General features: G+C 70.9%; 15 protein-coding genes. 8 read left to right on the top strand and 7 right to left on the bottom strand.

All coding sequences use genetic code 11. From position 1 onward, the window contains the following. Positions 1-40 precede the first annotated feature (40 nt). On the bottom strand, positions 41-1,348 hold the full coding sequence (locus HKK74_RS05580; protein WP_187241926.1) for a dicarboxylate/amino acid:cation symporter: 1,308 nt from the start codon (positions 1,346-1,348) through the stop codon (positions 41-43). A gap of 531 nt (positions 1,349-1,879) precedes the next feature. Here HKK74_RS05580 and HKK74_RS05575 point away from each other — a divergent pair. Next, positions 1,880-2,671, top strand: a complete 792-nt coding sequence (locus HKK74_RS05575; protein ID WP_187241925.1) for a polysaccharide deacetylase family protein — start codon at positions 1,880-1,882, stop codon at positions 2,669-2,671. Positions 2,672-2,776: 105 nt separating this feature from the next. Here HKK74_RS05575 and HKK74_RS05570 read toward each other — a convergent pair whose 3' ends face one another. Further along, positions 2,777-4,225 (bottom strand): LVIVD repeat-containing protein, encoded by a 1,449-nt coding sequence (locus HKK74_RS05570; protein WP_187241924.1) that lies wholly within the window; start codon positions 4,223-4,225, stop codon positions 2,777-2,779. A gap of 223 nt (positions 4,226-4,448) precedes the next feature. On the opposite strand from HKK74_RS05570, the gene HKK74_RS05565 reads away from it, so the two are divergent. From HKK74_RS05565 to HKK74_RS05555, 3 genes are all read left to right on the top strand, one after another. Next, complete coding sequence (locus tag HKK74_RS05565; RefSeq protein WP_187241923.1) at positions 4,449-5,996, top strand: peptide ABC transporter substrate-binding protein; 1,548 nt, start codon at positions 4,449-4,451, stop codon at positions 5,994-5,996. Positions 5,997-6,319: 323 nt separating this feature from the next. Further along, positions 6,320-6,652: a YnfA family protein gene (locus tag HKK74_RS05560; protein ID WP_187241922.1), complete on the top strand. Its 333-nt coding sequence runs from the start codon at positions 6,320-6,322 to the stop codon at positions 6,650-6,652. A gap of 97 nt (positions 6,653-6,749) precedes the next feature. Then, the gene (locus HKK74_RS05555; RefSeq protein ID WP_187241921.1) at positions 6,750-6,989 is read left to right on the top strand and encodes a hypothetical protein; all 240 of its coding nucleotides are present in this window, start codon (positions 6,750-6,752) and stop codon (positions 6,987-6,989) included. 62 nt (positions 6,990-7,051) lie between these two features. On the opposite strand, the gene HKK74_RS05550 is transcribed toward HKK74_RS05555, so the two are convergent. From HKK74_RS05550 to HKK74_RS05535, 4 genes are all read right to left on the bottom strand, one after another. Then, positions 7,052-7,621 carry a hydrogenase maturation protease gene (locus HKK74_RS05550; RefSeq protein ID WP_222721868.1) on the bottom strand — a complete coding sequence of 190 codons (570 nt, stop codon included), beginning with the start codon at positions 7,619-7,621 and terminating at the stop codon, positions 7,052-7,054. 329 nt (positions 7,622-7,950) lie between these two features. Next, positions 7,951-8,577 (bottom strand): LysE family translocator, encoded by a 627-nt coding sequence (locus tag HKK74_RS05545; RefSeq protein WP_187241920.1) that lies wholly within the window; start codon positions 8,575-8,577, stop codon positions 7,951-7,953. Positions 8,578-8,736: 159 nt separating this feature from the next. Beyond that, complete coding sequence (locus HKK74_RS05540) at positions 8,737-9,375, bottom strand: helix-turn-helix transcriptional regulator (RefSeq protein WP_187241919.1); 639 nt, start codon at positions 9,373-9,375, stop codon at positions 8,737-8,739. A gap of 159 nt (positions 9,376-9,534) precedes the next feature. Then, positions 9,535-9,843: a hypothetical protein gene (locus HKK74_RS05535; RefSeq protein WP_187241918.1), complete on the bottom strand. Its 309-nt coding sequence runs from the start codon at positions 9,841-9,843 to the stop codon at positions 9,535-9,537. A gap of 326 nt (positions 9,844-10,169) precedes the next feature. Here HKK74_RS05535 and HKK74_RS41280 point away from each other — a divergent pair, with 326 nt between their 5' ends. The 4 genes from HKK74_RS41280 to HKK74_RS05515 all read left to right on the top strand — a co-directional run bounded on the left by HKK74_RS41280 (position 10,170) and on the right by HKK74_RS05515 (position 15,826). Next, positions 10,170-11,405 carry a sensor histidine kinase gene (locus HKK74_RS41280; protein WP_222721866.1) on the top strand — a complete coding sequence of 412 codons (1,236 nt, stop codon included), beginning with the start codon at positions 10,170-10,172 and terminating at the stop codon, positions 11,403-11,405. After that, positions 11,402-12,127, top strand: a complete 726-nt coding sequence (locus HKK74_RS05525) for a response regulator transcription factor (protein WP_187241917.1) — start codon at positions 11,402-11,404, stop codon at positions 12,125-12,127. Before HKK74_RS41280 ends, HKK74_RS05525 begins: the two co-directional genes overlap by 4 nt. Before the next feature lie 84 nt (positions 12,128-12,211). Then, positions 12,212-13,921, top strand: a complete 1,710-nt coding sequence (locus HKK74_RS05520) for a serine/threonine-protein kinase (RefSeq protein ID WP_187241916.1) — start codon at positions 12,212-12,214, stop codon at positions 13,919-13,921. A gap of 159 nt (positions 13,922-14,080) precedes the next feature. Continuing rightward, the gene (locus HKK74_RS05515; RefSeq protein ID WP_187241915.1) at positions 14,081-15,826 is read left to right on the top strand and encodes a serine/threonine-protein kinase; all 1,746 of its coding nucleotides are present in this window, start codon (positions 14,081-14,083) and stop codon (positions 15,824-15,826) included. Positions 15,827-15,852: 26 nt separating this feature from the next. Here HKK74_RS05515 and HKK74_RS05510 read toward each other — a convergent pair whose 3' ends face one another. Next, positions 15,853-17,688, bottom strand: coding sequence for a serine/threonine-protein kinase (locus tag HKK74_RS05510; protein ID WP_246491189.1), 1,836 nt, complete (start codon positions 17,686-17,688; stop codon positions 15,853-15,855). Positions 17,689-17,942 lie beyond the last annotated feature (254 nt).

Below are 17,942 nucleotides of genomic sequence, written 5' to 3'. Positions count from 1 at the left end.
CCCGCCGCGGTTCGTACGGGGGATCAGTGCGTACGGGGGATCAGGCGGGTAGCGGCTGGGTGCGCGGGGCCACGGCCGGTGCCTCCTCCAGCGGTCTGGCGGGGGCGTTGTAGACCTCGTCGTCGAGCAGCCCTTCAGACCGGGCCACGAGGACCGGCACGACCATTTGGCCGCCCACGTTCGTCGCGGTACGGACCATGTCGAGGATCGGATCGATGGCCAGCAGCAGACCGGCGCCCGCCAGCGGCAGGCCGAGCGTGCTGAGCGTGAGCGTCAGCATGACCAGCGCGCCGGTCAGGCCGGCCGTCGCGGCCGAGCCGACCACCGAGACCAGCGCGATGAGCAGGTAGTCCTGGACACCCAGCGACAGGTCGAACACCTGCGCCACGAAGATCGCGGCGAGGGCAGGGTAGACGGCGGCGCAGCCGTCCATCTTGGTGGTCGCGCCGAACGGCACGGCGAACGAGGCGTACTCCCCGGAGACGCCCAGACGCTCGGTGGTGACCCGCTGGGTGAGCGGCATGGTGCCGACCGAGGACCGGGAGACGAACGCCAGCTCAAGCGCCGGCCAGGCCTTGGCGAAGAACCGCACCGGGCTGACCCGTCCGACGAACGCGAGGAGCAGCGGGTAGACGACGAACAGGACGATGGCGCAGCCGACGTACACGTCGACGGTGAACTTGGCGAGCGGTGACAGCAGGTCCCAGCCGTAGCTCGCGACCGCCTTGCCGATCAGGCCGAGCGTTCCCAGCGGAGCCAGCCGGATCACCCACCAGAGCGCCTTCTGTACCAGTTCGAGTACGGCCTGGTTCAGGGCGAGGAACGGCTCGGCCTTGTCACCGATCGCGATCGCGGCGGCACCGATCACAATGCCGAGGAAGACGATCTGCAGGACGTTGACCTCGGAGAAGGCGGTGAAGACGTTGGTCGGGACGATGCCGGTGAGGAAGTCCAGCCACGAGCCGCGGTCCTCGGCGGCCGGTGCCGTGGCTCCCGCGACGTCGAGCCGGACGCCCTGGCCCGGGTTGGTGATCAGGCCGATGGCGATGCCGACCGCGACCGCGATGAGCGAGGTCGCCATGAACCAGGCGACGGTGCGCCCTACGAGCCGGGCGGCGTTGGAGACGTTGCGGAGGTTGGTGACGCTGAGCACCACCGCTGTGAAGACGAGCGGCGGCACGGCGAGCTTCAGGAGCTGGACGAAGATCTCACCGATCTTCGTCAGGGTCGTGGCGAGCCAGGCGACGTCGGCGTTGCGGGCGATGAATCCGAGGACGACGCCGAGGACGACGCCGACCAAGATCTGTGCCCCGAAGGGCCACTTCCAGGGGGTTACGGTACGACTCACAGGGGTGTGTCTCCATCATGAGCGGGGACCGTCACGTCGATGTCGCGACGGCATGGGTGGACATGAACCGGTACGGATCGCTATAGATCAGTACGAATCGGCACGGATCGTATGGATCGGTCTGGATCAACAGGGACCAGAAGGGCCGGATGGCGGGTCGAGATGACTCGTAGAACCGGGTCGGTCAACAGAGCACGCCGGACAGGCGGCACAGATCCACATAGAGCCGGGCCACCAGCCAGGTGCGCACGACGGAAAACCTCACGGGCGCTTGCAACGGTCTCATCGACAGATGTATTCCCTACCAACCCACCGGAAATACCCGTTAATTCGGTCGACGGCCCTCGACCCCCGGATGGCCACCGCTGTGGACGACGTCGAGTGAGAGGACTTGACCCTTTTCACCCCGGCTTGACGAGGAAGCGACCGAGACTCGCCCTTGCTCCGCCTTGCCCCCGAGACACCCCCGGGTATGTCGGGTTCTGGCCGGGAACGCGGCGGGAGACGAGGTCGGGGGACGTCGTGGGAGAGATGTGCAGACGGCACGCGCTGGTGACCTTCGCCGCCGTGGGCGCGGGGATGCTTACTGCCTCGTGCGAATCGGCCCGCCCCGCACGACCCGTGCGGCCCGGCGAGCATCCGGCGGACACCGCCGCGTTCCAGATGTCGCGGCACACGCGACCCGATCCCGGTTACGCGCGCGGGCGGCCGATGCGGGCACTGCGCCGACCGGTGCACACACTGCACGACGTGACGCCCGCCGCTCCCCCGAACGCCGTGGCGCTCACCATCGACGACGGCCCGGATCGCAAGTGGACGCCGATGATGCTGGACCTGCTCGCCCAGTTCGGCGTCCCCGCGACGTTCTTCGTGGTCGCGGAGCAGGTCAAGGAGTTCCCCGCGCTGGCGAAGCGCATGGTCGCGGCGGGACACCAGATCGCCGACCACACCGTGACCCATCCGATGGACCTGCCGGGGGCCTCCGCCGCCCGGCTGCGGGAGGAGATCGGCGGCGCGCACGACCGAATCGCGCAGACCACCGGCGTCGCGCCGAGGTGGTTCCGGGCCCCGGGCGGGGCCTGGACCGAGCACATCATGGACACCGCGGCCCAGCACGACATGGTGAGCATCGACTGGGAGGTCGACACGCGCGACTGGACCCGCCCCGGCACGCGCAGCATCGAGGCCAAGCTCCTGGGCGCGAAGGCCGGAGATGTCCTCCTCTGCCACGACGGCGGCGGGGACCGCGCCCAGACCGTCGAGGCTCTGCGGCGCGTGATCCCCGCGCTGAAGCAACGGGGCCTCGCCTTCGTGGCCCTCTGACCGGTGCTCCGACCAACACAGCCGTGATCATGCAGTTGTTCGCGGGTGGTCGGCTCGGGGCCGCGCGAACAACTGCATGATCACGGGTGGGTGGTGGTCGGAGGGTCAGCGACGGTAGGTGGGCTTGAGGATGTCGATGCCGCGCGCGTTGTCGGCGACGTAGACGTAGCCGCCGTGGAAGTACGACGCCCAGGCCCGCGCGTCGTCGGGCCGGTAGTAGGCGATCTGCCGCGGGTTCGTCGGGTCGGTGATGTCCAGGAACCGGGTGCCCTGCCCGTAGAAGGCCTGCGCGATCACGCCGTCCTTGACATCGAAGTAGTGCGCGGAGCAGTCGCCGGAGTCATCACGGCTGCCCTCCTGGCCGGCGACGCTCCAAGTGCTGAGCGTCCGCAGCCGGAACGGCGCCTCCGGGGTCGAGCGCCAGCCCTGGCCGCCGTACGACCCCTTGAGCGAGGCGATCACCGTCAGCCCGTCGTTGGCGCAGCCGTCGTTGAAGGTCTCCTCGGTCACGACGAGGATCTCGCCGTCGCCCCACTTCTTCGGGTCGGCGCCCTGGTCCCGGGTGCGCCCGACGGCCCGGAAGCTGTTGTGCATGAACGAGGAGTTGGTGGTCGCCTCGTCGATTCCGCCGCCCGCGTACGGCACCGGATCCCACGCGGTCGCCTTGCGCGCCTGCTTCTTCACCGGGTCGTAGCGCCATCCGCTGGTGTGGTAGCCGCGCACGCCGCCGCGACCGGACGCCCACGCCACCCCGCTGGAGTCCACCTGGATGTCGTGGGTGTAGTCGGTCTTGCCGTCGTTGCGGCCGGTGTCGATCGGGTTCGGGAAGACCTTCGGCTTGCGCGGGTTGCGCACGTCGGTGACCCACACCGGGCGACCGCCCCAGTCCGCGGGCATCCAGCTGGCCTTGGCCGGTCCGCCGGTCCACAGGTACTGGCAGTCGTTGATGCAGGAGGTCGTGTGCCCGGCCGGAATGACCTGGTAGGCGAGCTGCTTGAGGCTCTCCGGCTTCGACACGTCGATGATGTAGACGCCCGACTCGCCGGTGTCGGTCGTGCCGCCGTACGCGCGCGGGTCGCGCGAGAGGTAGAGGATCTTGCGCTTGTGGTCGGCGTCGGTGTCCTCGCTCTGCCAGAAGCCCGGCAGGCTGAACTCTCCGACCAGTCGCGGCCGCGTGGGATCGGCGGTGATGTCGTAGCCCTTGAGCCCGAACCGGCCGGAGACGTACACGATGGTGCGCTTGTCACGGCCGCTGCCGTAGTCCATGAACACCAGCGAGGTGGCGTCCTTGGCGTCGGGCACATTGCCCACGTGCTGCACGCCCTTGACGGCCTCGGACACCTGAGCCGATGTCTTGCCCACGTCACGCCGGGAGTGTCCGGCGTGCGTCCCGAGGTCACGGCCCTCGCCCTGAGCCTGTACGCCCTGCGTCCGCGTCTGCTGCGCACCCTGGTCCGGTGGACAAGCCCAGGCCGTTCCGGCGCTCAGGACAAGCGCGGCGCCGGCCGCGACACTGCTATAGAAGGCCCGCCGCACGGCGGTTCGGGTGGACATCACGCCTCCACTTCGAGCGGATCATCGCCGCGACCAGTGTCGACGTGCACCCGGTGTTGATCATCGGCGACGAGTGCCAAACATTCCGGCCGCCGTATGTCGGTTGCTGAACAGTCGGCTGGTGAGGTGTGGGGTGCGCTCCACCGGTCTTGAAGATCTTCCGCAGTCGGCCCACGTTGCCGTACGCTCACCGGCGTCGCCACGTCGCACTCCAGGGAGGCCCGTGAAGACCACCACGCGTACTGTCGCCCTCGTCACGGGTGCCGTGGCGATGCTCGTGGGTCCGGTCGTCGCCGTACGAGCGTTGAGCGGGTCCGACGACGAGCGCATCTCGGTGGGCGCGGCCGCGCCGGCGTCCCTCGTTCCCGGTGACGTGCGCGACGCCACCGGCCGGATGATCGCGGGCGCCGTGTGGACCGGCCTGGTGTCGTACGACCCGCGCACCGGGGCGGCGGTCAACGCGGCGGCCGAGTCGATCACGAGCGACGACCGGCGGGTGTGGACCGTACGGCTCAGGGCGGGCGGAAGGTTCCACGACGGTTCGGCGGTGACCGCGGACTCGTTCACCGGCGCCTGGACCGCCGTGCTGCGCGAACGATGGCACGGGGCACGGCTGTTCACCGAGGTCGCGCGGGTGAAGGGAGCGGCCAAGGCCGCCGAGACTGGACGCGTCGCCGGCCTCGAGACGGTCGACGCCCGGACGCTGAGGGTGACCCTCGACCGCCCGCTGACCGGGTTCCCCGCACTGCTCGGCGACCCGGCCTTCCTGCCGCTGCCGGACGCCGTCCTGCGCTCGCGCGACTGGCGGTCGTACGAGCGGCTGCCGATCGGCAACGGCCCGTACCGCGTCCGCGGCCACGACCAGCGCGAGACCACCCTCGTACGGGTGGGCGCGAAGCCCGAGGACCGGCCGATCGTCGTGCGGACGATGCCGGACGCGGCACGGCAGTACGCAGCCGTACAGGCGGGTGAACTCGACGTCGCCACCCGGGTGCCGGCTGAGAGGCACCGGTTCATGGAGACCGAGTTCCGCGGGCGGCACCTCATCGTGCAGGGCCGGGAGACGACCTACCTCGCCTTCCCGCTGCGGGAGAAGCGGTTCACGTCGGTGACTTTGCGGCAGGCGATGTCGATGGCCGTCGACCGGAGCGCGGTGACCGAGGGCGCGCTGGGGCAGCAGGCCTCACCCGCCGTCTCACTCGTCCCGGCCGGTGTCACGCTTGGCCGCCGAGAAGGCCAGTGCCGGATGTGCGTGCACGACCCGGCCGCCGCTGCCGCGGCGCTGTCGGACGCCGGAGGGCTGACCGGCCCGGTGACCCTCTGGTTCGACGCCACCGACGAACCCGCGATGCGGGCCGTCGCGCAGCAGTTGCGCGACGCGCTGAAACTCGACGTACGGCTGAAGGCACTGCCCACCGCGGAGTACCGGGAGGCGCTCGCGGACGAGCGGGTCGACGGGCCGTTCATGGTGCACTCGGCGCCCGCCTATCCGAGCCCGGTCGCCGCACTCGCCCCCGTGCTGGGGGTCCCGACCGGCTATCGCGCGAAGTACCCGGCCGACCTGATCGCTGAGGCGGAGGACGCCGCCACCCCCGACGAAGGCGTCGTACCGGCCCGTCTGGCGGAGAGCGCCCTGCTGCGCGATCTGCCGGTCACGCCGCTGTGGTACGGCCACGACCACCTGGTCTGGTCGGAGCGGGTGCGCGGTGTCACCGCCGACGCCTTCGGCGGCCTGCGCCTCGATCGCCTCACCATCCCGAAGGACGGCTGACAGCCGCACGCGCGCACCGATCGGCGCGCGCGCGGTGTCGTTCCGGGGGGTCCTCCCCTACTTCGTGAGTCCTCCGTGGTCGTGATCGTGGTCGGGGCGGCGGCCTTGGCGGCGGTACGGTTCGCGGCGGGCGCGGGCCGTACGTCCGGACCGGGCAGGTCGCCGCTGTAGGCGTAGACGACGGCGGAGTGCGCGATCGCACCGGTGTTCACGGCCAGCGCGGTGTCGTTGACGTTCGCGATCGTGTCGCACGCCTGTGTGACACCGGCGGGTTCCCGGGGCGGTCGGCCGGGCTCGGCAGGCCGTTCGCTACGGTCGCGTGCGTGACCATCGCCCGTTCACTGTTGCTGTTCGTCCTCGCCGCCGTCGCCGAGATCAGCGGCGCATGGCTGGTCTGGCAGGGCGTTCGCGAACATCGCGGTCTCGCCTGGATCGGCGGCGGCGTCCTCGCCCTCGGGCTCTACGGGTTCGTGGCCACTCTCCAGAGCGAGGTGCACTTCGGCCGCGTTCTCGCGGCGTACGGCGGCGTCTTCGTCGCCGGTTCGCTGGCCTGGGGCATGGTCATGGACGGTTTTCGCCCGGACCGCTGGGACGTCATCGGCGCCCTCGTCTGCCTGGCCGGTGTCGCCGTCATCATGTACGCCCCTCGCGGCTGACCTCCTGCGCGTGTGGAGGCGCGATGCCGGGGAAGCAAGCATGCCGGGGAAGCAGGCACGCCGGGGAAGCAGGCACGCCGTACGGGGAGGGGTATCCATGGAGCCAGAGGACTCGAAGGCCGCACTCCGGGAGGAGCTCCGTCAGGTGGAGGCCGATCTCATGAAACTGCGCCGGACGGCTGAGGAGCTGCGCCGGCAGATCGGTGAGGAATGGTACGAGCCGACCGACGCGGCGGAGCGGGCACTGTTGATCACGGCGGCCGAGGAGCAGGAGGCGTTCGCCGCCGAGCTGGAGGCCAGGCGTGAGGAGCTACTGCGCCGGCTCGGCACGCCCTGACCGCCGGTGGCGAGCACGCCCTCGCCGCCACCCGCTCCATGGCCTGGCTGATCGGCCAGTGATCAGCCGGCCTGGCCGGGCGTCTCTTCCATCGCCGCCACGAGCAGTTCTCGTACGATCACCACGGCGTCGTCGACCGCTCGCGCGACCGGCACGGTGAGTCCGACACCGGCGCTGACGTCGGTGGGCTCACAGGCGACCACGATGATCCTGGCGATGTCCCCGCCGAGGGACCGGAACACCGCGACGACCGCGTCGAGCGATTCCTCGGCGCCGCCCATCGCCGCCTCACCCGTGGCGGGCGACGGGCGGGGCACGGCCGGCGGCGAGAAGCCTCCGGGCGCGCGAACGGCACCGGAGCGGTGAACGGCCCGTGTGCCGTCGGATTCGATCACATAGAGGGTGCCGGGCTCGCCGCCGCGCTGCACCGTGTCGATCAGGACCAGGAGCTCGCACCCGTGCAGAAGGTGAGCGGCCAGACGGGCGGCGCGGGCCCCGAATTCGATCGCCCGGACACCACCGGGCAACGGGTCGCGGGCGAGCCGCCTCGCGACCTCGACACCGAATCCGTCATCGCTCAGCAGGACGTCACCGACACCGGCGACCAATACCTTCACCGGCAATGCTTTCACGGGCGCTGCCTTCGCGGGCGCTGCCTTCGCGGGCGCCGCCCGCACTGGCGCGGCCGGATCCGACGCTCACGAGGGGCGCCCACCTGAGCCCGGGACACGACCGGGCGACACGTGACTACTGCATGAAGACACATCCGGAACATCCTCTTGACGCAGTATGGGCACAGTAGGGGCCAAACTACGCTGCGGATCTCGCATGTCAACGCGTTGCAACGAATCGCTATGCAAAGGATGAACCTTTCCTCCCACCCGGCTCGGCAAGCCGGAAGGTTCCCCCCGAACCCGGTTCCCATGCGCGACTCCTACTGCGCGACTCCTATGTGCGACTCCTATGCGCGACGAGGCCCCGCCAACGCGGTGGCCGCGCCGAGGCCGAGGTAGACGGCACCCGTGGCGTACCGCCGGCCACGCCGGAAGCGGGGGCTCCGGCGCAGCAGTTCACCCAGCGAGCCGGCACCGAACGCGTAGAGGACGTCACTGGCCAATCCGATCAGCACGAGCACCATTCCAAGGCCGATCACCTGCAACGGGATCGATCCGGCCTCTCGGTTCACGAACTGCGGCAGGAAGGCGAGGAAGAACAGGATGGTCTTGGGGTTGAAGATGTTGACGACGACGCCTTCGAGATAGACGCGGCCCAGCCGCCGCGGCACGACCGGCTGGTCACCGTCGTCCTGATCGCGTGTGAGAAGCGTACGAACACCCAGGTAGATGAGATAGGCGGCACCTGCGTAGCGCACCGCGTTGAACGCGGTGGCGGATGCCGCGATCAGCGCCGACAGGCCGGCCGCGGCGGCGAGGATGTGCACGAGCGTTCCGGTCTCGACCCCGAGCGCCGACGCGATCCCGGCACGGCGGCCGGCGCTGATGCTGTGCGTCGCTATGTAAAGGTGGTTCGGCCCCGGCACGGCGACGATGGCGCCGGACGCGATGGCGAAGAGTGCGAGGTTGGTCATACGCGGACATTAGCGGCCATATCACTACCGGTACGAGGTCCATTCGGGGCCGCTCATCGTGGGCCAAGCCGGCGATCGGGTACGGCGTTTGCGGGATCCGCGGCGCGTCAGCGGCGGATGGATCCCGCCGGAGGCGCTCGGGGACGTGCTGCGCCGGGCTCAGGACAGCAGCCACTCCCCGGTCTCGACACTGACCAGGCCGTACCGGGCGGCCTCGATGACCGCTTCGCGCTGGGAGTGCACGCCGAGCTTCGTGAGGACGCTCTGCACGTGGGTGCGGGCGGTGCTCCGGGTCACGCCCATGGCCTTGGCGAGGGCCAGTGTCGACTCACCGCGGGTCAGCCGGGTCAGCACCTCGCGCTCACGCGGGGTGAGGAACCGCGCGACCCGCTGCGCCTGGCCGTCGTCCGCCCGGATGCGCTCCGGGCGGCGCACCGGCGAGTCGCCGTCCTCGTCGAGCTGCCGCAGGAGGTGGTCGAGCCACCGGGCCTCGCCCAGCAGTTGCTCGACCCGCTCCCGGCTCCTCGGGCCGACGTCGTCCGACACCATCACGGCGGATGCCAGCATGATGATGGTGCCGAGCTCGTGGTGGATGTCGTGCCGCAGCCGGCGTCGCCAGAGGACGGCATCGCCCGCGACGTCCTCGCCCGCGACGTCCTCGACCCCGGCCGGTCCTCCGGCCTCCGGAGCGCGCGGGTCGCATGCCCGCTCCCGCGACTCGCGCACCCGGGCGGAGGCGCGCGGCGCGAGGTCGTGCGGATCGCCCGCGGGAAGCGACGCGGCCTGGCCGTTGATCATTGCAAACCCCTGTCCGTGAATCATCAACCATCGAGACGGTCACTCTGTAAGTCGCTGATGTCCACGCGAATGTCCGGACCGGATCGCCACATGGCCGTTAACGGTCAACTCGCCGCCCGACGACAACGAAGTCGCCCGGGCGCGCGTCCTGCGCCGCGTTCAGTGGCCCACCGACACCGGACGCTCGGCTTGCCGAGCCGGGCCGCGGGCGACCGCGGGCTCGGGCCCTCGGGACGCCCGGCGGCGACGCGCCGAGACCTGGAACAGCAGGAAGACCAGCAGGGGCACCGGCGGGATGAGGACCCCGGAAGCGGTCACGGCCACTATCCAGCTGCCGAGCAGCACGATGAAGACCACGCGACCGGCCTCGCCGGCCTCCGAGCGCGGCCGTGGCACGACCTGATCCGCGGCCGCCCACCCCACCCGAACCGGGGTGCGGGCGTGGGCCGCGATGGGAGGGGATGTCATCACCGGCCCCTTCCGTTCCGTCGCGCTGCCATCGTCGCGTGCCCGGGCGGCCGTGTCATCAGGCGCACGGAGACCTTTCCGCTCCTTCGCACGGTGGATCACCGCCACGATCGCTACTCCCACCGCGGTACGTCCGCCCGTGCGACCAGGGAAGTAGCGGACGCGGCCGGCCACGCCACCCGCCGGCGCATTGGGTCCCGGTCAGTGCGTACCTCCCCGGGCGTAGCACCGGCCTCCCCGGGCGTAGCACCGGCCTCCCCGGGCGTAGCACCGGCCACCTCGCCAGGGGGACGTGACCACGCCGGTCTCTCGCCTACGGTGTCGGTGTGATCTCGTCCCGCATCAGCCGGCTGGCGCACTGGCCGGGGCTCGGCCGGCTGCCCGTGTGGACGGTGCCGCTCGTGGTCCTGTTCTTCCAGCTCATGGGCTCGACCGGGGCCGAGCGGGGCGTGTACGGCGACGAGCAGATCTACGACCCGACGAGGTTGGACCTCTTCGCGCACCTCCTGCTCTGCGCGGGCCCGCTGATCCTGCTCGCCCGCCGCCGGCGCCCGATCGTCACGCTGCTCGCGGTGAGCGCCATCACCCTCCTCTACTACCTGCGGGCCTACGTCTACGGCCCGGCCTTCCTCTCGGCGGCGGTGGCGATGACCGCCGCGGTGACGGCAGGGCACCGGCGCTTCGTGTGGATCGCGACCGGCGCCGGCCTCACCGGCTTCTTCACACTGTCGGCCCGGCTGGGCCTGCCGGCGGAGCAGGCCGGTGTCGCCTCCGACCGCGTCTTCCCGATGGAGCGCCCGACCCTCCTCGGCACCACGTTCGTCGTTGCCTGGGTGCTGGTCGTGCTGACCAGCGCCGAGATCGTACGGATCCGCAGCGAGAAGACGGCACAGGCCGAGCGGACCCGGCAGGAGGAGGGGCGGCGGCGAGCGAGTGAAGAGCGGCTGCGCATCGCGAGGGAACTGCACGACGTGCTGGCCCACAACATCTCCATGATCAACGTGCAGGCGGGGGTGGCCCTGCATCTCATGGACGACCGACCCGAGCAGGCCCGCACCGCGCTGGCCGCCATCAAGGAGGCGAGCAAGGAGGCGCTGGGCGAGATGCGCTCGGTCATCGGCGTGCTGCGGCAGCAGGGCGAGGACGTCGCACCGCGCGCCCCCACCGTCGGGCTGGCACGCCTCGACGAACTCCTGGAGCGGGCCCGAGCGGCCGGGCTCGACCTGCACAGCGAGATCGGCGGCACCGCCCGGCCCCTGCCGGCCGGCGTGGACCTGGCGGCGTTCCGGATCGTCCAGGAGTCGCTGACCAACGTGACCCGGCACGCCGGCCCGATGCCGGTCCGGACCCGGGTCCGGATCACCTACGGTGAGCTGGACATCGAGGTCGAGATCGAGGACGAGGGCAAGGGAGCGGTGCTGCTCCCTGACGACTCGGGGGGCAGCGGGCTCCCCGGCATGCGGGAACGGGCGCTGGCTCTCGGCGGAGGGTTCTCCGCGGGCCCGCTGCCCGGTGGCGGGTTCCGGGTCTTTGCCCGGCTGCCCTTCGAGGAGGATGAATGATCCGCGTGCTGCTCGCCGATGACCAGGTGCTCGTACGCGCTGGGTTCCGCGCGCTGCTCGACGCCCAGGACGGCATCGAGGTGGTCGGTGAGGCCGGCGACGGTGAGGAGGCGGTACGGCTGGCACGCGCCAACCGGCCGGACGTGGTGCTCATGGACATCCGCATGCCCGTGCTCGACGGCCTGGCCGCCACCCGGCTCATCGCCGCCGACGAGCGGCTCGACGGCACCCGCGTCGTCATCCTCACGACGTTCGAGCTGGACGAGTACGTCTTCGAGGCGCTGCGCGGAGGCGCGAGCGGCTTCCTGGTCAAGGACACCGAACCGGTGGAGCTCATCCACGCCGTGCGGGCGGTGGCGGCCGGGGACGCCCTGCTGTCGCCCAGCGTGACGCGGCGCCTGATCGCCGAGTACGCCACGCGCGCGAAGGAGCCGCGCCCGTCGCCCCATCTGAACTCGCTCACCGACCGCGAACGCGAGGTCATGACGCTGGTCGGCGAGGGACTCACGAACGAGGAGATCGCCGCGCGGCTGGTGGTCAGCCCCGCGACGGCGAAGACCCACGTGAGCCGCTCCATGGTCAAGCTCGGTGCCCGCGACCGGGCCCAGCTCGTGGTGTTCGCCTATGAGTCCGGCCTGGTCAGACCCGGCTGGCTCGGTCAGCCGTCCGCCCAGATCACGTCGATCAAGGATCCTGGCACGCCACACCGCCACAAAGCCTGATCATCAAAGCTTGATCATCACTGTCTTTGCCAATCTTCTACGGCGATACGGATCTGTTAGCGGCGATCTGTAAAGTCGCGGGACATGTCACAGGGGGCACAGGAGGCGGGGCGACTCCTCGCACGGCGCTACCGGTTGATGTCCGTCGTGGGCCAGGGCGGCATGGGCACCGTCTGGCGGGCGACCGACGAGGTGCTCGCCCGTGAGGTCGCGGTCAAGGAGGTCGTCGTACGCCGCGACCTCGCCGACGAGGAGCGGGACCTGCTGCACCATCGCACGCTTCGGGAGGCCCGGGCGACCGCCCGGCTGAACCATCCCGGCATCGTGACCGTCCACGACGTCGTCGACGAGGACGCCAGACCGTGGATCGTCATGGAGTTCGTCGAGTCGCGCTCACTGCAGGACGTCATCGAGCACGAAGGGCCGCGGCCGCCACGATGGGTCGCGGACATGGGCCGCCAGACGCTCGGTGCGCTGCGGGCCGCCCATGCGACGGGCATCCTGCACCGCGACGTCAAACCCGGCAACGTGCTCATCACGGGCGACGACCGCGCGATCCTCACCGACTTCGGCATCGCCCAGGTGGAGGGCGACCCACAGCTGACCCATACCGGTCTGCTGGTGGGATCTCCCGCGTACATCGCGCCGGAACGGGTCAGAGGCGAACGCGCGACGGGCGCCTCCGACCTGTGGGCGCTCGGAGCGACGCTCTACGCCGCCTGCGAAGGCCGACCGCCTTATCCGCAGACCAGCGCCATGGCCGTCATGGCGGCGATCCTCACGCAGGACCCCCCGCCCCCGCACAACGCGGGGCCGCTCATGCCGCTGCTGCGGGGACTGCTCCATCGCGACCCGGCCCAGCGCATGGACCCCGGCACGGCCATGGACCTGCTCTCCCAGGTCGCGGACGGCACCACGCCGCATCCGCAAAACCCGCATCCGCAAAACCCGTTTCCGCACAGCCCGTTTCCGCACACCCCGCAATCCACCGGTGCCCCCACGATGGGAGAGCCGCGGCCGACGATCTCCGGTGCCGTGGCCGGGCCGGGTGACCTGACCGCTCAGATCGGGCCCGACGCGGTGCCGTGGTCGACAGCGGACGGCGATCTCAACACGGTGGGCGTTCGCCGGCGCAGAGATCTGAACGGCGGGCTGCTGGCCATGGTCGGCGGCCTGGTCGCCGTCGTCATCGTGCTCGTGGGCGTGCTCCTCGTACAGGACCGTTCGCACCGCGCGTCGGGGGCGGACGGCGCCTCATCGACCGCCTCATCGACCGCGACGGCGACGAAAACCGCCGGCTCGGCGGCGCCCGCCTCCGTGAGTCCGGCGCCGACCTCGGCCACCTCGACCGCGCGCGCGTTGCCGGCCGGCTGGCGGAGGGAACAGGTGTCCGGTGCCACGGTCGCCGTGCCCGCCGGATGGCGCCGCTCGTCGGAGGGCGCGAGCGTGTTCTGGCGCGACCCCGGATCCGCGGCCTACCTCCAGGTCGACCGAACGCCGTGGACTGGACGGCCGTACGAGGCATGGAAGCAGTGGGAGCGCGAGGTCCTCGCCAACCGGGCCCTGGACGGCTACCGGCGGGTCGGCCTCCGGCACGTCACCGGTACCCCCTACGAGGCCGCCGACATCGAGTTCACCTGGAACGGCCGTGCCGGCATACCGATGCACGGAGTGGACCGCCGTGTCATCGCCGCCGACGGAGGGCGCTACGCGGTGTTCGTCGCGCTGCCGGCCGCCGACTGGAACACCTCCCAGGAGCGGGTGAACGGTTTCCTGGAGACGTTCACCCCCTGAGCCGCGCGCACCGCCGTCCTGCGGCTGAAACCCCGGGAGTACGGCCCGCGTCCTAGTGAAGTCGGGGTGAACGGACGTGACTCGGGCATCACCATGAGCAATTCTGGGACAGGCTCCGCAGAGTAGGCGGCTGACCTTCGTACAGGGGACGATTTCGCAATGGCGCAGGATCAGGGTCATCTGCTTGGACAGCGCTACCGGCTCGTGTCAGTCGTGGGCAGAGGCGGCATGGGCACCGTCTGGCGGGCGCACGACGAGGTGCTGGGCCGCGACGTGGCCGTCAAGGAGGTGCTGTACCCACCGGGCCTCACCGCCACCGAAGAGCGGATCCTGTACGAGCGGACGTTCCGCGAGGCGCGGGCGTCGGCGCGGCTGAATCATCCCGGCGTCGTCACCGTGCACGACGTGGTCGAGGAGCACGGGCGGCCGTGGATCGTGATGGAGTTCGTCCAGGCTCGCTCTCTGCAGAACATCATCAACGAGGACGGCCCGCTCCCGCCCGCGCGCGCTGCGGAGTTCGGCCACCAGACACTGAGCGCCCTGCGCCACGCGCACACGGCCGGAGTGCTGCACCGCGACGTCAAGCCGAGCAACGTGCTGGTCACCGGCGACGGTCGTGTCGTGCTCACCGACTTCGGCATCGCCCAGTCCGAGGGCGACACGACGCTCACCCAGACCGGCCTGGTGATGGGCTCGCCGAACTACATTCCGCCGGAGCGGGCGCAGGGCGAGCGGGCATCGCCGGCCTCGGACCTGTGGGCGCTCGGCGCCACGCTGTACGCGGCGGTCGAGGGCGGGCCGCCGTACGAGCGCGAAGACGGGGTGGCGGCACTCGCGGCGGCCCTGACCGAGCCGGTGCCGACGCCGCGCAACGCCGGGCCGCTGCGCCCGGTCCTCGACGGCCTGCTCACCCGCGACCCGGCCTACCGCATCAGCGCCGACGAGGCGCTGCCGATGCTTCGCGCCGTGGCACGCACCGGCGCGGCTCGGCCGGACGACGCCACGATGCTCGATCCGCCACCCGGCGGGTTCGGCGGCACGGAGAGTACGGTGCGGGACGCCGCGTCGCTCGAGATGGCCGCGCAATTCGATCGCACGGCGTACACCCCGCCGCCCACGCGACCACCCGACCGACCCCACACGCAGCCGTCCTCGTGGACGCCGGTACCGCCGCACGCCGCGGACCCACCGACCCAGGTGGAGTGGGACCGGGTGTCGTCCGAGATGGCGCACTGGCACGACACCCAGCCGCGACCGCAGGCCACGGCGCGGCAGCGGGAGCGCGCGAAGACCGCCCTCATCGTCGTCGTCGCGGCGATCATCGTCGTGGCCGCGATCGTCATCGGGCTGATGCTGCGGTCCCAGTTGACGAGCACGGACGCGGCCGCGGGGAGCGAGACCTCGCGTTCACGAGGCGATGGCACCGGGGGCAACGGCTCCGGCGGATCGACGGCCCTCCGCAACAGCGCCCCCGCGGGCTACAGCACCGCCGACGAGGCCGGGTTCAGCGTCGCGGTTCCCACCGGTTGGACGAGGCGGTCGGCGGGCAGGAGCGTCTTCTGGGACGCTCCCCACCGGACAACGTTCCTGCAGATCGACCAGACCGCCTGGACCGGTACCCCGCTGCAACAGGCCTACCGGGCCGATGGCGACGCTCCCGGCGACCCCGGATTTCCCGGCTACGCCATCACGTCGATCCAGGGGCTGAAGTACCAGGGTGTGGACGCCGCCGACTGGGACTTCACCTTCGACGACGCCGCCGGCGTGGGAACCGTGCGGGCCAAGGACCGGTTCGTACGCCTGAACGGCCGAACCTACGCCATCTACTTCCGCGCGTTGGAGCACGACTGGTCGTCGGCGACGACCCACCTCGACACGGTCTACCGGACGTTCACCGCCTCGTGACGGCCGGGTGGGTTGGGAGCGCGCAGTCAGTCCTCGGACTTGAAGGACTCGTACACGGGCGCGAGACGCTCGAAAGTCTTGTCCCATTCGCGCTCGGGTACCGACAGCAGGATCGCGTAACCATGACCGTTGGTCACGAAGCCGCGGTTGAGCACGTGCGTCGAGCCGTGCGTGAACTCCCAGTCCGCGGCCTTACGGCCCGAGGGATCGGCGACCGGGTCGCCCTCGGCCAGTGCCTCGAGCCTGACCTCCCGGTATCCCGGGAACCGGCTCGGGGCGCTCTGCGCCTGTCTCCGCCAGTCCTCCAGCGCGCTCTTACCCGGCTCGGAGGTCTGGTCGATCTGGAGGTAGGCGTCGCGGTCCGGCGAGAAGAAGAACACGCTGGATTTCGAGTACGAGCGCCGCTCGGGCCCGCTCCAGTCCCTGGGCAGGGCCACGGAGAAACCACTCGGGTCCTCATGGGTGCGGAAGCCCTCGGGCACGCCGGACGAGCTCCGCTCCGGTGAGCTCGACGGACTCGGTGAGGGCGCCGGCGACTTCGGTGACGACTTCGCCGACGGGCTCTTCGGCGACCCCACCGGCGCCTTGGAGTTGTTCGACTGCTGCGCGGCGTCGTTGTCGGAGTTCGCCGCCTGAATCGCCACGATGCCGAGCGCCAGCAGCGCGATCCCCACGATGACCAGGATCACCGAGGTCGTCGTCACCTGTACTCGCGGTGTCCACCGCCGGCCGGCTGGGCCCGGTGCGGACCGGTCGGCCGCCATGGTCGACTCGGCGCCCACTACGGCGTCGGCCGCCTCGGCGGTGTCGTCGGCGTCCGCGTCCCAGGGGATGGCGATTCCCGCGTCGCCGTCGCCGACGGTGCGAGCGGCCGGCGACTCGGGTAGGGCCTCCGCCGCGTCCCGCGCCGGGGCCCGCGTGGCCTCGCCCTGCTGCATCGGGATCGGACGCGTCTTCTGTACGGCCGGATTATGTACGGCCGGAGACTCCGCGCGGACGATTTCGTCCAGCAGGGTGCCGGCCTCGCGGGCGTCCATGCGCTCGTCGGGGTCCTTGCGGAGCAGACCCTCGATGACCGGTGCGAGGGGCCCGGCGTTGGCGGCGGGCTCCGGCTCCTCGGAGATGATCGCCACCAGCGACGCCATCGGCTCGGACCGCTCGTACGGTGACTTCCCGTCGACCATGGCATGGAGCGTGATGCCGAGGGACCACAGGTCGGAGGCGGGCCCGACGGTGCGCCCGCGTGCGCGCTCGGGCGCTATGTAGGCGGGCGACCCCATCACGAGGCCGGTCTGGGTGAGAGTGACGTCACCGGTCGCGGTGGCGATGCCGAAGTCGGTCAGCACCGCGCGGTCGCCCGCGCCGAGGAGCACGTTGCTCGGCTTCACGTCGCGGTGCAGGACTCCGGCCTCATGCGCCGCGTGCAGGGCGGCCAGCATCTGCCGGCCGATCTCGGCGGCCCGGCGCGGGGGCAGCGGCCCCTCACCTTTGATCACCTGATCCAGCGACCGCGACTGGATGAGCTCCATGATGATCCAGGGCCGGCCGTCCTCTTCGACGACGTCGTAGACGGTGACGACGCCGGGGTGGCCCAGCCGTGCGGCGGTCCGGGCCTCGCGGAAGGTCCGCTTGTACTGGATCGCGCGCTCATCGTCGCTGAGCCCGTGCGGAAGGATGACCTCCTTGACCGCCACGTCGCGGCCGAGGACCTCGTCGTGCGCCTGCCATACCGTGCCCATTCCGCCGCGCCCCACCGGCTTGCCCAGCCGGTAACGCCGGGCGAGCAGGCGCCTCGGGTCGGCGTCGGCGCGGGTCTCCACGGGGTCCGTGGGGCCGAGATCCCCGGTCGACTCATTAGGCATATGTGTGACCATATCGATATTTGCTGACATTTCGGATGCGACTCGCAGGTCACGTCCCCCCTACCCAGCCGACTTTCGTGGTAACTCCGGGGCCCATAGTTCCGACACCGGGGACGTGCCTCCGAGAGCCGGTACAAACCTGGACACTCCGCGGCCGTGGCGCGGGGACGATTCTACTGATCATGGTAATCGTAGGTGGGTGCACCGGGTCCGTGTCGCGGTTACGCACGGATCGGTCCGGCGGCCGGCCGAGG

This window comes from Actinomadura alba, from assembly GCF_014323705.1.
Classification (GTDB): Bacteria; Actinomycetota; Actinomycetes; order Streptosporangiales; family Streptosporangiaceae; genus Actinomadura_C; species Actinomadura_C alba.
This window is presented reverse-complemented; position numbering and strand designations above follow the sequence as displayed.

Coding starts and splice junctions, on each gene's coding strand:
- HKK74_RS05575 (WP_187241925.1), top strand. CDS start 1,880: ATGTGCAGACGGCACGCGCTGGTGACCTTCGCCGCCGTGGGCGCGGGG.
- HKK74_RS05570 (WP_187241924.1), bottom strand. CDS start 4,225: ATGTCCACCCGAACCGCCGTGCGGCGGGCCTTCTATAGCAGTGTCGCG.
- HKK74_RS05555 (WP_187241921.1), top strand. CDS start 6,750: ATGGAGCCAGAGGACTCGAAGGCCGCACTCCGGGAGGAGCTCCGTCAG.
- HKK74_RS05545 (WP_187241920.1), bottom strand. CDS start 8,577: ATGACCAACCTCGCACTCTTCGCCATCGCGTCCGGCGCCATCGTCGCC.
- HKK74_RS05540 (WP_187241919.1), bottom strand. CDS start 9,375: ATGATCAACGGCCAGGCCGCGTCGCTTCCCGCGGGCGATCCGCACGAC.
- HKK74_RS05535 (WP_187241918.1), bottom strand. CDS start 9,843: ATGACATCCCCTCCCATCGCGGCCCACGCCCGCACCCCGGTTCGGGTG.
- HKK74_RS05525 (WP_187241917.1), top strand. CDS start 11,402: ATGATCCGCGTGCTGCTCGCCGATGACCAGGTGCTCGTACGCGCTGGG.
- HKK74_RS05520 (WP_187241916.1), top strand. CDS start 12,212: ATGTCACAGGGGGCACAGGAGGCGGGGCGACTCCTCGCACGGCGCTAC.
- HKK74_RS05515 (WP_187241915.1), top strand. CDS start 14,081: ATGGCGCAGGATCAGGGTCATCTGCTTGGACAGCGCTACCGGCTCGTG.
- HKK74_RS05510 (WP_246491189.1), bottom strand. CDS start 17,688: ATGCCTAATGAGTCGACCGGGGATCTCGGCCCCACGGACCCCGTGGAG.